Annotated in this window: 15 protein-coding genes and 2 pseudogenes; 5 read left to right on the plus strand and 12 right to left on the minus strand. The window is 42.7% G+C overall.

Annotation, left to right across the window (positions count from 1 at the left end; genetic code table 11):
* Positions 1-16 precede the first annotated feature (16 nt).
* From FW758_RS10170 to ccoN, 5 genes are all read right to left on the minus strand, one after another.
* On the minus strand, positions 17-496 hold the full coding sequence (locus tag FW758_RS10170; RefSeq protein WP_006081603.1) for a FixH family protein: 480 nt from the start codon (positions 494-496) through the stop codon (positions 17-19).
* Between the two features lie 110 nt (positions 497-606).
* Entirely contained in the window at positions 607-1,575 is a 969-nt protein-coding gene (gene ccoP / locus FW758_RS10175; RefSeq protein WP_063884424.1) for a cytochrome-c oxidase, cbb3-type subunit III, read from the minus strand.
* Positions 1,575-1,751: a CcoQ/FixQ family Cbb3-type cytochrome c oxidase assembly chaperone gene (locus FW758_RS10180; protein ID WP_006081605.1), complete on the minus strand. Its 177-nt coding sequence runs from the start codon at positions 1,749-1,751 to the stop codon at positions 1,575-1,577. Before FW758_RS10180 ends, ccoP begins: the two co-directional genes overlap by 1 nt.
* Positions 1,752-1,762: 11 nt before the next feature.
* Positions 1,763-2,389 carry a cytochrome-c oxidase, cbb3-type subunit II gene (gene ccoO / locus FW758_RS10185; RefSeq protein ID WP_006081606.1) on the minus strand — a complete coding sequence of 209 codons (627 nt, stop codon included), beginning with the start codon at positions 2,387-2,389 and terminating at the stop codon, positions 1,763-1,765.
* A 13-nt stretch (positions 2,390-2,402) separates the two neighbouring features.
* Positions 2,403-3,839, minus strand: a complete 1,437-nt coding sequence (gene ccoN / locus FW758_RS10190; RefSeq protein WP_006081607.1) for a cytochrome-c oxidase, cbb3-type subunit I — start codon at positions 3,837-3,839, stop codon at positions 2,403-2,405.
* Between the two features lie 258 nt (positions 3,840-4,097).
* Between ccoN and FW758_RS10195 the strand changes: the two genes are divergently transcribed.
* Positions 4,098-4,550: a hypothetical protein gene (locus FW758_RS10195; protein ID WP_446445309.1), complete on the plus strand. Its 453-nt coding sequence runs from the start codon at positions 4,098-4,100 to the stop codon at positions 4,548-4,550.
* 66 nt (positions 4,551-4,616) lie between these two features.
* Here the strand turns inward: FW758_RS10195 and FW758_RS10200 are convergent, their stop codons facing one another.
* Positions 4,617-6,188, minus strand: a complete 1,572-nt coding sequence (locus FW758_RS10200) for a DUF3369 domain-containing protein (protein ID WP_071939831.1) — start codon at positions 6,186-6,188, stop codon at positions 4,617-4,619.
* 179 nt (positions 6,189-6,367) lie between these two features.
* Between FW758_RS10200 and FW758_RS10205 the strand changes: the two genes are divergently transcribed.
* The 4 genes from FW758_RS10205 (at position 6,368) to FW758_RS10220 (ending at position 9,782) form a co-directional block, all read left to right on the plus strand.
* On the plus strand, positions 6,368-6,586 hold the full coding sequence (locus FW758_RS10205) for a hypothetical protein (protein ID WP_259483888.1): 219 nt from the start codon (positions 6,368-6,370) through the stop codon (positions 6,584-6,586).
* 61 nt (positions 6,587-6,647) lie between these two features.
* Complete coding sequence (locus tag FW758_RS10210) at positions 6,648-7,943, plus strand: tyrosine-type recombinase/integrase (RefSeq protein ID WP_446445310.1); 1,296 nt, start codon at positions 6,648-6,650, stop codon at positions 7,941-7,943.
* 936 nt (positions 7,944-8,879) lie between these two features.
* A complete protein-coding gene (locus FW758_RS10215; protein ID WP_012089436.1) occupies positions 8,880-9,056 on the plus strand; it encodes a hypothetical protein in 177 nt (58 codons plus the stop codon).
* 180 nt (positions 9,057-9,236) lie between these two features.
* Positions 9,237-9,782, plus strand: coding sequence for a hypothetical protein (locus FW758_RS10220; protein WP_446445311.1), 546 nt, complete (start codon positions 9,237-9,239; stop codon positions 9,780-9,782).
* Positions 9,783-10,103: 321 nt separating this feature from the next.
* On the opposite strand, the pseudogene FW758_RS10225 reads toward FW758_RS10220, so the two are convergent.
* The 6 genes and pseudogenes from FW758_RS10225 to FW758_RS10250 all read right to left on the minus strand — a co-directional run.
* Positions 10,104-10,355 (minus strand): annotated as a pseudogene (locus FW758_RS10225) (transposase); the annotation flags it as partial.
* 6 nt (positions 10,356-10,361) lie between these two features.
* A protein-coding gene (locus FW758_RS10230; protein WP_259529976.1) for an IS3 family transposase occupies positions 10,362-11,521 on the minus strand; the annotation gives its coding sequence in 2 pieces (ribosomal slippage) (positions 10,362-11,272 and positions 11,272-11,521; 1,161 coding nt in all).
* Positions 11,522-11,877: 356 nt separating this feature from the next.
* On the minus strand, positions 11,878-13,398 hold the full coding sequence (locus tag FW758_RS10235) for an ankyrin repeat domain-containing protein (RefSeq protein ID WP_432322526.1): 1,521 nt from the start codon (positions 13,396-13,398) through the stop codon (positions 11,878-11,880).
* Between the two features lie 26 nt (positions 13,399-13,424).
* Positions 13,425-14,021 (minus strand): hypothetical protein, encoded by a 597-nt coding sequence (locus FW758_RS10240; protein ID WP_432322524.1) that lies wholly within the window; start codon positions 14,019-14,021, stop codon positions 13,425-13,427.
* Between the two features lie 101 nt (positions 14,022-14,122).
* The gene (locus tag FW758_RS10245) at positions 14,123-15,115 is read right to left on the minus strand and encodes a helix-turn-helix transcriptional regulator (protein WP_012197029.1); all 993 of its coding nucleotides are present in this window, start codon (positions 15,113-15,115) and stop codon (positions 14,123-14,125) included.
* 388 nt (positions 15,116-15,503) lie between these two features.
* A pseudogene (locus FW758_RS10250) lies at positions 15,504-15,635 on the minus strand (transposase); the annotation flags it as partial.
* Positions 15,636-16,503 lie beyond the last annotated feature (868 nt).

Genomic DNA, 16,503 nt, shown 5'->3' on the forward strand with positions numbered 1-16,503 from the left:
ACTTATTTAACCATAATCAGTTCAGCCAAAGTTGGACGTGATCTTTTAATTCAACGCGTTGGTGAATGCGCCATTTGCCATCGTAACTTTCAAGACGCACTTCCCAAGGGCCAGTCAGTGTGGCAGGCACGGTAATGCGATACACATTACTGGCATCGGCAGTAGCGGTGAGCTTGATGTCTCTGTCGGCAATCGTTGGGTGGTAGAATTCGACTTTTAGGGCAGCTTGGGAAGCGGGACCACCTTGTTGAGTCAGTAGAATTTCATTATTAGCTTGTTCGAGCGAAAAGTTCATGCCGATTTGTTTGGCATACTTCACTTTACTCAAGTCCATATTAATGGCTTTGCCTTCTTTGTAGTAATCCTCGGCGACTAAAGAGTCCGAGTTAGTAAGGGCAATTTTCAGTGTGGTAAAACTTGCGATGACAGCACATAAAGGAAGAATAATTAAAAACCAAGGCCAGAACTGCTTATACCAGGCTTGTTGTTCGTTCATGTCAGATACCCATTCAAAAAATTTGCGCCATTTTACCGTTAAAAGCTGGTTTTAGCACTTTAAAAAAAAGGCCTCGAAGTCTTCGAGGCCTTAGCGTTACTCATATCTAATTACTTGTTTGACAAGCTATAAACATAAGCTGCGATTACGTGAACTTTCTCTTCACCGAGAACGTCTTTCCACGCTGGCATCACACCTGCGCGACCATGTTTAATGGTTTCTTCGATCACGCCGCGGCTACCGCCATATAACCAAACATCGTCAGTTAAATTAGGAGCACCCATGAACTTGTTGCCTTTAGCGTCCATACCATGACACGCAAAACAACCTTTCATGAACGAGCCTTGACCTTGAGCTGCGAGTGTTTCATCGTGCTCACGACCAGACAATTTAACAACGTATTCAGCTAAACCCGCAATTTCGCTGTCATCGATTGGCAAACCACCTTTTGGCGGCATCATGCCATGACGACCACCCATGATAGTGGTTTTAATCGTGGCCAAGTCGCCACCATATAACCAGTCACCATCGGTGAGATTAGGGAAGCCTTTGCTACCACGTGCGTCAGAGCCATGGCACTGTGCGCAGTTTTGTAGGAACAAACGGCCACCCACTTTCAATGCTTCTTGGTTTTTCACTAATTCTTCTAGTGGTGTTGCCAAGTAAGCCGCGAAGATTGGGCCATATTTTTCATTAGCGTGTTTTACTTCTTGGTCATACTGAACATAACGGCCTTCTTTTGCTGCAAGCTCAATTGCTGCGGCAGAATCGGCTTTAATACCTTGTTCAGTACCAATGCTTTGGTTAGAACTCGTCCAGCCTAAAAGGCCTTTGTAGTTACCTAAACCAGGAAATAAGGCTAGATAGATCAAGCCAAACACGATAGTGATATAGAACATATAACTCCACCATTTTGGCAGTGGGTTATTGAGTTCTTCAATACCGTCGAAACTGTGACCCATGGATTCGCCTTCTTTTACGCCCGTGGTGTTCTTAGAACACACACGGAGTAATAGAAAACAACCCGCGATCACGACTAACGAGAGTACGGTAATCCAAACACTCCAGAAGCTACTCATCACTTATTCTCTCCTGAGTCCTTCGATACCTTGCTGACTTCCTCATCGGAAAACACAAGGTTAGCTGCTTCATCAAATGATTTTTGACGACGCGAGCTATATGCCCAAGCAAATATACCGACGAAGGTCAGCATCACAATGATGGTTAAAATGCCTTGTAATGTGCCGTAATCCATATATTGCCTCCTTATTTGAGTGCGTGACCCAAAGACTGAAGATATGCAATCAAGGCTTCCAGCTCTGTCTTACCAGCAACAGCTTTCTGTGCGCCTGCGATTTCTTCATCGGTATAAAGATCATTACCTTTGTAACCGCCTTTATGCATGTTACGTAGGATAGTCATCTTATCGCCTGTCAGTTCGCCGTCTAACTTGTTTTCGGCTAACCACGGGAACCCTGGCATATTCGATTGAGGTACTACAGCACGAGGATCGATTAAGTGAACTTCATGCCATTTATCGCTGTAACGACCGCCAACACGGGCAAGATCAGGACCTGTACGCTTAGAACCCCATTGGAATGGATGATCCCAAACCGATTCACCCGCAACAGAGTAGTGACCATAACGTTCAGTTTCTGCACGTAAAGGACGGATCATCTGGCTGTGACAGTTATAACAACCTTCACGAACATAGATGTCACGGCCTTCAATTTGCAGGGCAGTGTATGGCTTTAAACCTTCCACAGGCTCAGTCGTATCTTTTTGAAAAATCAACGGTGTGATTTCAACCAGACTACCGAAACTGATAGCGATAACGGTAAAGATCGCTAACAAACCGATGTTTTTTTCAACTATCTCATGATTAAATTTCATCGAGTTTGCTCCTTTAAGCCGCTGTTGGTTCAGCCAATGCTGGCAATGAATCTTTAGAGGCTTTCACAGTACGGATCACGTTGTATGCCATGATCAGCATACCGGTCAGGAAGAAACAACCGCCAAGGAAACGTACAAAGTAGAAAGGATATGAAGCTTCAAGACTTTCAACAAAGCTATAAGTCAAAGTACCGTCAGCATTCACTGCGCGCCACATTAGACCTTGCATTACACCTGAAATCCACATAGATACGATGTAAAGCACAGTACCAATAGTCGCTAACCAGAAATGGACGTTGACTAACTTGATGCTGTACATACGGCCGTGGCCAAACAATACAGGGATCAAGTGATACAGAGAACCGATAGACACCATTGCAACCCAGCCTAGCGCGCCGGAGTGAACGTGACCAATAGTCCAGTCTGTATAATGTGATAGTGCGTTAACTGTCTTAATTGCCATCATCGGGCCTTCGAAGGTAGACATACCGTAGAAAGACAGAGAAACGACTAAGAAACGCAGTACAGGGTCAGTACGCAGTTTATGCCAAGCACCAGACAAGGTCATGATACCGTTAATCATACCGCCCCAAGAAGGTGCGAATAGGATCAGTGACATCACCATACCTAAAGACTGAGTCCAGTCAGGTAAAGCTGTGTAATGTAAGTGGTGAGGACCAGCCCAAATATACAGTGCGATCAAAGCCCAAAAATGGACAATAGATAGACGGTAAGAGTACACAGGACGACCCGCTTGCTTAGGTACGAAGTAATACATCATCCCCAAGAAGCCTGCGGTTAATAAGAAACCTACAGCGTTGTGACCATACCACCACTGCACCATAGCATCGACAGCGCCGCTATACAGAGAGTATGACTTGAACAGACTGACTGGTACTGCCATAGAGTTAACTATGTGTAGTACGGCAACGGTAATAATAAAGGCACCAAAGAACCAGTTCGCCACGTAAATATGCGAAGTCGTTCGTTTGATAATAGTACCGAAGAACACAATAGCGTAGGACACCCAAACGATAGTAATTGCGATATCGATAGGCCATTCTAATTCAGCGTATTCTTTACCTTGGGTGAAACCCATTGGCAAAGTGATAGCTGCTGACAGAATGATGGCTTGCCATCCCCAAAACGTAAATGCGGCTAACTTAGGTGCAAATAGTCGGGTTTGACAGGTGCGTTGTACGACATAATAGGATGTTGCAAAAAGGGCTGATGTACCGAACGCGAAGATCACCGCATTGGTGTGTAATGGTCGCAAGCGACTATACGTTAACCAAGGAGTGTCAAAGTTCAGCTGAGGCCAGATTAACTGAGCCGCAATTAATACGCCGACTGACATACCAACAATACCCCACAAAACTGTGGTTAAGGCAAATTGGCGGACAATGGCGTAATTGTAATCAGCGCCTGTTGGCTGGGAATGGTTCATCATAATGCTTCCACTGCTTATTACTTTTACTTTTAGTAAAGACAAGCTTTACCTGTTATAAAATGACATAAAACTCAGCTTCCCTATTCAGGTTGCTGAGTCATGTCAATGCGTTACCCTGCATATTTTTGCTCAAATATGAGGTTTCGCAATGATACTTGAGCAATATCAAAAAAGATACCAAAGAAGGGGTGTAGAAAGTTGATCTAGATCAACCTACGCCATAGAATGTTAACATATTGCGTCATAAGGTTAATCTTTGTGCTAAATCGTCCTAATCCCTATTTATTCATCGCGTTAATTCTCTTCAATCTCACAGCTTGTACTGAAGATGCTAAGCAAGTCACGCTTAAAAGCAGTCTTGATCCTTCACTTTGTCAATTTTCGGCAGGGGATTGTGTTAAACAAGTGGGCGATATCAAACTCACTGTTAGTCTGTCGCCAGCAAATGCACCAAGCGAAAAGCCATTAACATTAACGCTATTAGCGTCTTCGTCCATTACCGATGTGCAAATCCGCTTAGAAGGAAGAGACATGTTTATGGGCGTTATTCCCGTAAATGTGAAGCAAACCGACAAAATGACTTATATTGGTCAAATGGTATATGGATCTTGTAGCAGTGGTTATATGGTTTGGCGCGGCTTTGTTAGTTTCAACGTTAATGGCGAAACTAAAACGGCAGTGTTTGATTTTCTCGCTGATGACAACGGTTAAGACTGGCTTAATACTGACTCAAATAGCCTTCAAAACTTTCGGACAATTACCGCTGGTTATCGCAGCTTAATTGTCCTTCCAGTTGTCTTTTACTTTGACAAAAATATCCACATTATCGATAAAAAGCTGCAATAAGTGTGGATCAAAGTGTTTTGCGGCGCCTTTACGCATTTCAGCTAACACTTCCTCTAAAGGCCAAGCCGTTTTATAGCAGCGGGCATGAGAAAGTGCATCAAACACATCTGCAATAGCCACAATCCGCGCGAAAATGTGAATTTCGTCTTGTTTTAAATTTGCGGGATAACCAGAACCATCATATTTTTCATGGTGTTGCAGTGCAATAATCGATGCAGCTTTGAGGATAGGGCGCTCTGAATTCGCCAAAATCTGATGACCAATCGTAGGGTGCTGACGCATGACTTGCCATTCTTCATCATCTAACTTACCAGGTTTGAGCAGAACGGCATCGGGGATCGCTATTTTACCTATGTCATGCATAGGTGAGGCGCGGCGCAGTAAATCGGCTTCGTATTCAGGTAAACCAGCGAGTAAAGCGAGTTGGGAGCAATATTCCGCCATACGTTTCACGTGATTGGCGGCTTCTTTTGAGCGGCTTTCAACCACATCCCCTAAACGCAGAATTAGCTCAGATTGGGTATCTTCAACTTCTTGACTGAGCAGCAAGTTTTCAAATGCAACGCCGACGTTGATGGCAAAAATATCAATAAGTTTCTTGTCAAGATCATCAATTTTATCAATACCATCCATATACAATAGATTGATTAACCCGCTTTTTGTGGGGAAGTAACCGACAAAGCAGTTGTCTTCATAAAGGCAGCGTTTTTGCGTGAGCGCATTACGCAGTAAGCGGTCGATATGCTCTGGCAATTGAGTAATATGGTTTTTATTGGAAAACTGGCCTGTGCCCGCGAGGATCTCAATATTCACGGGATCAAGATGGCCGCTGATCGCATCAATAGCATTGCACGTTAGCAGTAGGGTTTCTGAATCCAGATTAAGCAGGGTGGCGACTTGAGTAAGCAGTCCATCGGCAAATTTATGCAGGGTGCGCAGCTCAAATAATCCAGATGTTGCTTCTAGTACTCTTTCTAGCCCTTTACGGTGGTTGATTTGGGTACGTCTTGCTTGCTCAATTTCCATAATATCGCGATAGGAGCGCAGGGCAGAGTAGACGCTGGTCATGAGTTTACGGGAATCGAGTTCAGCTTTGGCTTTGTAATCATTAATATCGTAATTGACGATAACGTCTTCTTCAGGTGCTTGACCAGGTTGGCCCGTGCGCAGGATTAATCGCGTGGTTTTATTTTGGAGTTCTTCACGGATCCATTTTACTAACTCTAAGCCTGCATGATCACTCTCCATCACAACATCAATAAAGGCGATGGCGATATCACGTTCTTGATTGAGTAACTCTTTTGCTTGTTCAGCACTGTAGGCATTGATAAAGGTGAGGGCGCGGCCATCGAGTTTAAAGCGGGAGAGGGCAAGTTTAGTGACGGTATGAACATCAGGTTCATCATCGACCACTAATACCTTCCAAGGAATACCAGACTCAGTTGTCTCGGTAGGCTTTTTACCGGAAAACAGCGGGTTTTTCTTTGCAAGATCAATCAGCATCCGATACCTCATTCAAATAAAAATAATGATCACATAATCAGTGTAGTAGACACATTTCAAACAAGTGCAAAATCTTACATTAAATAGCGAGGTGAGTGGCAAACCTTCAACTGAGTTGTTGATAACGGTTATCATTTGTGTATTCTGTTAATATCACACTATGATTGGAGGGTAAGGGCATGAGTCAGCGGATTAATTTATCAATTTCAACCCATAAACTGGCACAGCTTATACAGGATGGACACCTCTGTGCGGCGGACTTTAGGTGCTTGGACAGTCAATCTAAACAGCAAGTGTGGCAGTTATGCCTGATTTGTTGCCAAAAGCGTATTACGTGTCAGCAATGTACGTTTTCAACTTGCACTAAAAATCTGACCTCTCTTGATGCCGATAAATAACGTTATCGGCATTTGCGTTTAAGTATTATCATATAAGAAACCCTTATAATTCAGATGTAATATGCAACTTCCTCCAGTAATCCCGCTATTTGACTCATTTGAATTCATACAAGTTGGCAATAGTGTTGTTAACCAATATATCACCCAAATCAGCATGAAAAAGGTGGCTGATGCGGGCTTAGTGATCGAACACGCCAGTGATTGGCTGTTTGAACAAAAGCACAACGAAAACAACTATAAAGCCTATCGCAGCGAGCTCACTACGTTTCTGCATTGGTGTTTTGATGTGGTATCAATGTCGCCCATTGAAGTCACACGCAAAGACATGAGCCATTACGTTGATTACTGCCAAGCGCCGCCCATAGCACTGATTGGCTATTTTAATGTACCGCAGTTCAAGTTTGATAAAATGCATGAAGAACGGGTTCCAAACCCGCAATGGCGGCCATTTGTCGGTAAAAAACGACTCGGACAAATCCAGCATTATGCGTTAAGCGACAATGCGTTAAAAACAAAAATGGCCATTTTGTCTTCGTTTTACTCGTACCTGACAAGCGAAGAATATTGTGAGCGTAATCCTGCGCAGATCTGGCTGAATCACAGTCGGTTCGCGGCCAATCGGCAATATCAGCGCCAGAGTCATGAAGAGGAAAACAGCCTCGCATTCACTGATTTGCAGTGGTCATACATTATGGCAACTGTAACCGCGCTGGCAGAAGCAGCGCCAGAATTACATCAAAGAAGTTTATTTCTGATTTCATTGATTTATTGCTGCTATTTACGCATCTCAGATGTGTCTGCACGTGCAGGTTATTCGCCGGTGATGGATCAGTTTAAGCACAATCAACAAACGGGTATTTGGAGTTTTCATATTCCATTGAGTAAAGGCGGTAAAAGGCGCAGCGTGGCAATTTCCAAAGCTTTGCTCGATGCTTTAGTTAAATATCGTCAGTTTTTAGGATTAACAGATTATCCAGCGCCAAACGAGAACCATCCTTTGTTTGTACGGCACAAAGCCGCTGGCCGCGGTCGAGATGTTGGTATCCTCAATGCCAATCTTGGCATTCGTCATGTTCGTGATGAAATTCAAAGTATTATTAACCTGGCAGCAGAAAGTATCGAGACAGATGGTTTTGCACAAGACGGTGCGCAGATGCGTAAACTCACGGCCCATAATATTCGCCACACAGGCATCACGCACGATATCAATATCAACCGCAGACCGTTATCCCATGTACAAGCCGACGCTGGACACGAAAGTATCGACACCACATCGCAGTATTTACACACAAGCCAAATCGAACGTCATGAAAGTGCATTCAATAAACCAATCGATCATTTAAAAGGCATAGAGTAATTGAGCTTGTTGGTCATCCCGAAGATCAATTACCACGACACTTATTGGCACATCTAATCCCTTCTATACAAAGCTGCGCACAATGTATATTATGTTAAATGTGACAGCTAGAGATTGGCTAAATTTGCCCAACTGTTTGTGGCTTGTCATTCCAAATGAATTTTGTGTCATTTCGTGATTCTGATTTTTGTTTATAGATATCAATACCATAAGTCACTCTATCAAAAAGCTTGCTCCATTATAGTGCAAAACTGTTCATCCAGACCGCATTAAACTTTGTGTTTGCTGCTTTTTGACAAAGTGCATCCCACTCGCAGCTATGCGAACTCTTTTGAAGTATAGATGACGTGTTAGAAATGAATTTTATGAAACAATGCCCCAATCAAATTATGTTGCTCCATTAGAATGATTACTTACAATAATTCATATGTTTACCAAGCTTAATTGAAATTGGTTCGTAGCTATATTTCCACTGCTAAATCTTACCGATTAATTTGTTGTAATGTTGATGACGTGATTTATCAACATAGGAGTCGCTCGAACACATCACCAGTTCCACTTGACTGTATCTTAAACAATTTAATCGTCGCTACGTGAATGCTTTGGTATATTGGACTCGCAAACTAGCCAGAAACACCTAGCAACGCGCTTATGCTTGTACAAAAAGTCACAATAAAATACTAAGATGTTGCCGATTTTGAGCCGCTATGGACATAAATATGTCATTTTCAGGAGTTTTTATAGATATCGAGTGAAGCGCCCTAACCTTCTTTTGGACAGAAATGAGTTAACACTGGAACGTTATAGGCTAATTTCAGATTAGTAAATGTATCGAATTAACGCCTACATAACGTTTACTACTATGCTGGTTAAACTGAATTTCACTACCTTAACGACTGAAAGTACATAGAAGATAATTGGACAGCCCACTACGACATGACTAAACCCGAAAAAAATGGCTGGGACTATATTTTGAAAGTTCCCTACACCTCAATGAAGGAGCTTGAAGACACTGTTTATGAAATCATGTCAGAGGCTCAATCTACTGCAGATATTAATAATTGCTTTGTTGAAATTAGCGTTGTCCATAAAGAATCTGGCCAATATTGGTGAGCACTGTTTTCCGTTACGAGCTTAGAGTAACTTTTCGTACCGTTGGACCTCAACCCCTTAATCGGTACCATTTGTGGTTAGCATTTGAAGTTATCTTTTCCGATTAGCATTTGTGGTTCAATAATTGCTTATCATTATGAAGATGGCAACGAATGAGATAATCAGGGAAGGATCGGTAAGATGATAACACTCAATAACGACAATGCTTATTCAAGAGTGGCAGCAAGCCAAGAGAGTACCATTAATGTGTCGCCTGCTCGCCAATCTCGTTCGCCCCTTACGGCCATTAACGAGCTTGATAACCGTTATCAGGACACAGTGACACTTTCTTCAGCAGCAAAGCGAGGCCAAGAAACTAAAGAGTCTCAGACTGCCAATACCTATGAGCAGTTGGCCCCAGGCAAGAGTGCGCAATACTCCAACAATGACGCAGTCAATAAGGGCGCGGCCCCGTCCGATGTGAAGAATAAACTCGAGTCAGATAACAGCAATTTCCTACAAGATGCTATGCAAGCCATCTTGGATAAACGTTCAGGTATCGACAGAGAAAAATTAAAAGAGCTTGAAGCTAAAATGGAAGAGATCGCAAACGATGAAAATTTGAGTCCGGAGCAAAAAGCTGAACAGTTGAAATTATTGCAGCAGCAAAAAGAGGAATTGTTAAAAGAGTTTGCAGAAAAGAATGAACAACGTCAGCAACAGTTTGACCCTCAGGTTTCACGATAACCTAACCAAAATTGACCTGCCGGAAGCCACCTAAAGCGGCAATAGCTTACCGCTTTAGCCAATGCTCATAGTCATACTCATGCGACACTAAGAAGAAATCTGGCCAGCCATTATAAAACAATAACATAATGCACTTTCGACATGTGCTCAAGCAAGATTGTGAGGGTTTGTTGCTAGAAAGCCGATATCACAGGAGTTTATGGAAGCTGATTGGCTAAATCGACGGATTTCCTTCAAAAACAGTGATTTTAGCCACAATAGCCCAACTCATTAAAGAGTTAAGCTGATTTAGAAAAATTGTTATTACAAGGAATTTTTAGATTAGCCTGCTTTTAAGTGCTGACAGCAACTCGAGAAGTGTCGTCGACGTTTTTCTAAATGCTCACAATAGCTTGTGAGTTCTTGCAGTGTGCCCACCGGGCCATGAAATAACTTACCAAATTCTGTGGTAAGTTTGAGCCAATTTTCTTGAGGGATATTCAATCGAGTGAGTAACTTAGCGCTATTTGTGCTGATTGCACCTCGCTTGTCGTTGCGAATAATACGTCCAGTATCGTCAACCAGTTCAAGATGTACTGGTCAACCCAAACTGGACACTTTTACTTGAGAATTTTCAAACTCTACAGGTGACAGATCGTCATTAGCAGAATGAAGCCGCTCCAAGTTGTAATATTTCATGTAAGCCGTCACATCTTGCTTCATAAACTCCCTTGTTGGTTGATTAACTTTAAAAATCCAATCGTGTTTCAAGCTACCAAAGAAACGCTCAACAACAGCATTATCCCAACACGCACCCACATCACCCATGCTGGCTCGGATACCATAGCTCGATAGCAGCCTACCGAATTGCTTACTGGTATATTGCGAGCCTCGGTCACTGTGAAATACCAACCCTCTGGCCGGTTGGCGCAGGTTGTAGGCTTTTATTAATGCCTTGGATATCAAATCTGTGGTCATGCGTTTGTCTATGTGCCATCCCACAATCCGGCGTGAATATAAATCCATCACCACAGCTAAGTACATCCAGCCTTCACCCGTCTTTAAATAGGTCACGTCACTCGCCCAGACCTGATTAGCCGATACTGGATTAAAGTTCATGTTTAACAGGTTATCAGCCACTGCATCTGAGTGTTTTCGCTGTGTCGTCACCTTGTAAGCACATCGCTGGGTTACTTTGAGTCGAAGGCGGTGCATAATTTTACGAACGAGATAGCGACCAACCTGGTAGCCTTCCTTGCGCAATTTCTTCACCATTTCACGATTCCCTAAGCTGCCTCGACTTTGCTTAAATAGCTGTCGAACAAGGCGATAAAGCTTCAGTGTTTCAAGGCTTATCACGTTTGCAGGGCGTTTATGCCAATCGTAATAGCCTGACTTACTGACACTCATTACTCGACATAACAGTGCTATGGGGAATAGGTGAGATTGCAGTTTGATGAAACGAAATCTTACTTCATTTCTCTCGCAAAGAAGGCGCTTGCCTTTTTTAGAATTTCTTTCTCCATTCGTAATTCTTTGTTTTCTTTACGTAATCGCTTTAGCTCATCACGCTCAGACTCTTCTAAGGTGATACCTTGTTGCAGGGCTTGGTGTTTTTCCTTCCAGTTGTAAAGCAGGCTCGTGCTAACTCCAAGAGACTTTGCCGCATCGGCAACGCTATAACCTTGCTCTAGCACCATCAAGACGGCTTCATCTTTAAATGCCTGCGGATAACTCTTATGTGATTTTTTCAGACTCATATAGACCTCTTAATTTATTGACCATACTGTCTCAAAATTAAGTGTCCGATGGGATTAGACCAGAACAGTTGAAACTGGTCGATGATAAGGAGGCTGAATTATTCAGCCTCCTTTGTTTGCCGTTATTCCCCGAAAGCAAGATGGGCATGAATGGCTGCACATCGGTGATCATTCATTTCGGCATGGCTTGATATTGTACTTACTATGCTTGGAATAAATTGTAAATTTTGGCATGCGGCTCAAAAGCACTCTAGCAAGATCAACGCAAACTTTGAAAATTAAAAGCTTATGAGCACAATACCATTATTGACTCTCCTAAAACTAGAGGGTTAATTATTTGTGGTCTTAAAATTTTCTTAACTGACGGAAGCATTACCCAAGATCCTCTCTAATGCATCTTGGTCATACATTTCTTGCATTTCAGCAGAGCGAATGCAATTAGCATCATTGGAAAACAGGCGGTACAAATGAATGGCCGATGGCTTATCCTGTTCAATACCATCACCTAAGGCTAGCATTGTCATTAGGTTTAATGATATATATCCATATTCTGCAGCTTTGGTATACCAGTAAGCAGCCTGTTGTTTATTTTTTTCAATGCCATCTCCTTCCAAATATCTATCGGCAACATTTTTTGCGGCCCATCCGCCACCTTTTTCTGCGACTTGTAAGTAGGTTGTAAACTGATAAGGTCTGTCATGTTCGATGTTGTCAATAAGTGCCACAACCGCCATATCAAAACCATAAATTAGAGATGGTCTTACTCCAAGGCAAACAAGATATTTTACCCATTCCCAGTCTTTTTCTTCTATTGCTTTGTCGAGTAACTTTTCTACTTTGAGTAACGAAGATGGGCCGACTTGAGCTAAAAGGTAAGAAATCAACGTACGGTCGGTACAATTGATAATAAAGTCATCTAGCCAAGATATATCATCATCACTAAACCTAATAACAGCTTTTAGCGACATCAGTAGTGGGTAAAGCTCCTTTGCATTATGTAAAAATGCTGAGTAAAAAATCGATTCCAGCGAGGCAGGAAAGTCTGCTAGATGGCAAATAGCATCAACAGCAATATCTAAAAAATTATTGGAAATTGCGATTTCTACAGCATGTTCACAAGTTGTTTTTTCAAATTTAGATATCTTAAGCATTTCAGCAAGGAACTCTGCGTCGAGCTCGCTGATGGATAAATGACTACCATAAATGTATTCATACAGCGCACCCGATGTTGTTGCACCGCAAGCGAAGAGTTGAGGTAGTAGTGATTTGCAGCCGTTAATCCAAGCATAATAATATGCAATTGCACTTCTTTCATTGTCTTGTTGGAAATCGACTCCATTGTCCAAAAACTGTTTTGCTAAAGTGAGCTTGCCGTGATCTAAAGCTATCAGAACAGGATATGTTCCAGGTTCATTTGGCAGCGCTTCAACTAAAACGTCTGCAAGAACTTGATTGTTTCCATGGAGGGCTAAATCTAACTGAAGTTCCCAATCCATATCGGATAGGGCCTCAGCCCCGAGGTCGATAAGTGCGGTAAATTCATCTTCAGATGTGAATGATTTTGTCGCTTCTTCCCAAATAGCCCCTTCACGATCCATGTGGTCAGCTCCTTGAGCCATCAAAACCACTGTAACCGCCGCATGGCGATGTGTAACGGCAAGCCAGAGGGCTTCGTTGTTATTTTGATGGATATTAGCATCGGCCTCAATCAAACATTTAACTATTGATGTATAGCCTAGTTGGCAGGCCACCATTAATGCTCTGTTTCCGTCTTGCTCAATATCAACACCGCGTTCAATCAAAGTGGCAACGGTGTTTTCGTCACAGGCTCGAATCGCTTGTATTAATTTCTTAAATAATGTGTTTGTATCGTCCATTGTGTATTCAACTCTCATGTTGCTTGCTATCTCAATAACATTACAAAACTTGAAAAGGGCAAATTGCTCATCAGGCAGCACATCTGTTCAGCCCCTAAGTCATGTTTAAGTTTTACTCCGCGCTGTTCATATTCTTCGATCGACATATCTAATGTTGAACTTGTGAACCAATATAAATACGCCCAAATCGCCTGAGTCGGAAGGATCTCATGCTCTGGAATTAAGACTAATTCTCGACAACGAATGAGTTGTTGCTCCAGTTCCCCAGGAGTGATGCTGAGAATACAATCTGGAGTATCCTCAAAGAGACGACCGAAATAGTGGGGGCTCAACAGTCGGATAAATTCCGATGCATCCATGTGTGTTTGCTGAACACTGCAGTGTTGCGCCGGAATATTTTCTAATACAGCGTCATACGGCAGGTTTGTATTTGCTAACCACCATAGCGTTGCCCGGGTGCGCTTGCTGACCCATTCAAGTACTGTGGCGTTTGGCAGCTTAATATCGATGATCACCAGTGCAGGCCCTTGGGGCTGGATATAACAAAGTTCAGCTGGGCTTCGCACTATGGCGTTCTCAATACCTTCTAACTCAACCACTTTCTCAGTGATCAGTAGTAGCATCCCGAATCCTTTTTTAGTTTTACTGTTGTAGGCTCATTCCAGTTCTATGTGCATATTAGCCAGCTGAGGCATCAAAAAATGTCGCTTATGTTGTTTTATCATTAACCTGAGTATTTTTTCTGTGCAATGGTTAGGCTGCGGTTAAGAGCTTCCCGCAGCGACTGAGGTGCCAACACTTCACTGATATCGCTCATCGACATCAGCCACCATTTTAGTTCTTCGGTATTAGGTAAATCAGCTTCTATGGTGAAATGCTTGCCATCATCCGAATGACTTATGGTTTGTTGCAAACTCAAGGGTGTTTCTAATAAGTGGTATCCCAGATTAAAATCGACCTTAAGCTTTAGGGTGATGAGTTCCTCTATTGGGAAAGCGAGATTGCCTTGTTTCAAGTAGGCGTTTAACTCGAAGTCTAGAGGGATTTTTCTCATTTCCAGCAACCGCTCGGCACTTTGAACCCTATGCAATGCAAAGTGTCGAAAAGCATCGTTGTCTGCTAAGGTGGCTATCAGGTAAATAGTGGTTCCTCGTGTGACTAAGGCAAGAGGATTGATACGATAGTGCTTAGGTTGATTTACTGACCGTGGGCGATAGAAAATCAATAAGCGCAGCCCTTCCATCAGTGCCTGCTCCAGCGGGGGCATGATTAATGGATCTATATGTGGTGCAAGTGGCTGAAATCCCGCTGGGATCGATGCTACGCATTTTGTCCAGCTAGCTAATTTGGGAGTATTAGCCAGTTTTAGTTCAGCTTGGTCGAAGAAGCTGTCGAGATTGTTTTTGAGCTGACTTGGTAATAGGCCCTGTAGGAATTGTTTGGTCAGACTTAAGGCTAAAGCTGTACTGGGTGTCATCTCTATGGCAGAGGGATGCAGGCCTTTGACACGGCACCAACTATGGGGGCGAAATGTTTCATTGCGGCTAATGTTGTAATGGTTACTTAGGCAATCCAGATCCCGTTGAATGGTACGCAGGGGCGCATGTAATCCATCTCGTTCTAGTTTATTTTTGAGCTCAATTGTGGTGATCGATGAAGGAGCCTCTGGCAGATACTTGAGTATGGTCAAGTGGCGCTGGGTTTGTTTTTCTGACATATCCCTATGGACTCAATATGTAAGTAAATTGAAAACAGTATTAACTGCTCTGGGGACATTTATTCCCCTGAGGCAAATGTGTTATCTGACAAATTGACTGGATTGAACTGTATTAGCACTGACTAACATCGTGGCTTTTTGCTCTATTTCCTGACACCAGCTCAGTTTATGAGCCAGTGATTAGGTAGATTTTCGGCTCCGTAAAAGGCCCCCACTAACTGGCATCAAATGGTTGCAGTGTTATTTGCATCATCATCTAAGTTGGTAGCCATTATAAAACAATAATATACAATTTCGACCTAAAAACCGTGATTTTCAACCATAGATCACCAACTCATGGCGATGAGCAGATGTTAGCAGAGATGACGTTGATAAAGTGAACTTGATATCAGCCTGCTATGAGGTGCTGACAGCAAAACATAAAATGCCGTCGTCGCTTTTCTAAGTGTTTGCAGTAATCGGTAAGTTCTTGCAATGTACCCGCAGGGCCATGAAATAACTTGCCAAACGCTGTGGTAATTCAAAAACACTGTTCCTTGTATGCGAATCATATCGAGTACTGCGTAAAATCACAGTCATGACATACAGTACTAACCGGTTAGCAAATTCTGAATGATTTAGTTATCAGTTAAGTGATTTTGGGATAAAGCTAGAACGAGATGATATGCCTAGGTGGCGGCACTCAGATGTATTCAAACTAAAGGTAGGTTTCTCCCCTCACTGTTCTCCGCTTTATAGTGACTTGCTTACCAAGAAACGCAAAATATCGGCCCATTCAACAAAGATCAAAGGATCACAAAATCGATCTGTTCAAGTTGGTATATCCGAGCACACCTATTTTTTGAGCTTCTGAGAAAGTAAGGAGAATAATTATTTATAATCAATACTATATATAGCGTTCAAAATTATGAACGCCCCCTAAAAGCCCGCTAATAAAACAACAACCAAGCCCTCTAAAATCCTCATATGTAGTGAAGCACTGCGTGTCGCCGCCCCCGCAATCAACCGCGCCGGAAGGACCCGCGATGATAATGGTTCGCATCTGTAGCGAGTTGAGAGTGATTCTCATCATCATAAAGTGTCGCGTTCGGTTTCAATCAAACCGTGAGCATAGACGAGACACAAAATCCGCCCATCAGAAAGTCTAAATTCCTCATAATTGCACATGATCATCGCTCCCTTTCTATCCATGCATGATGACTAATATAGGTAAAGTGGCACTCGGTTAAAATGAGCCTAGGCCTAGACAGCAGCTATTCACCTAAAACCGTCTAAAACCTTGGCTTTTACCCTCTTCACCCTATCGCTAACAATTAACACTAAAGCAACAAATGCGCGCTATTGCATCCTCCACTAGGGTTGATGCAATGACTCGTCTGTAGCCTTAC

Source organism: Shewanella sp. 1180_01, assembly GCF_052850535.1.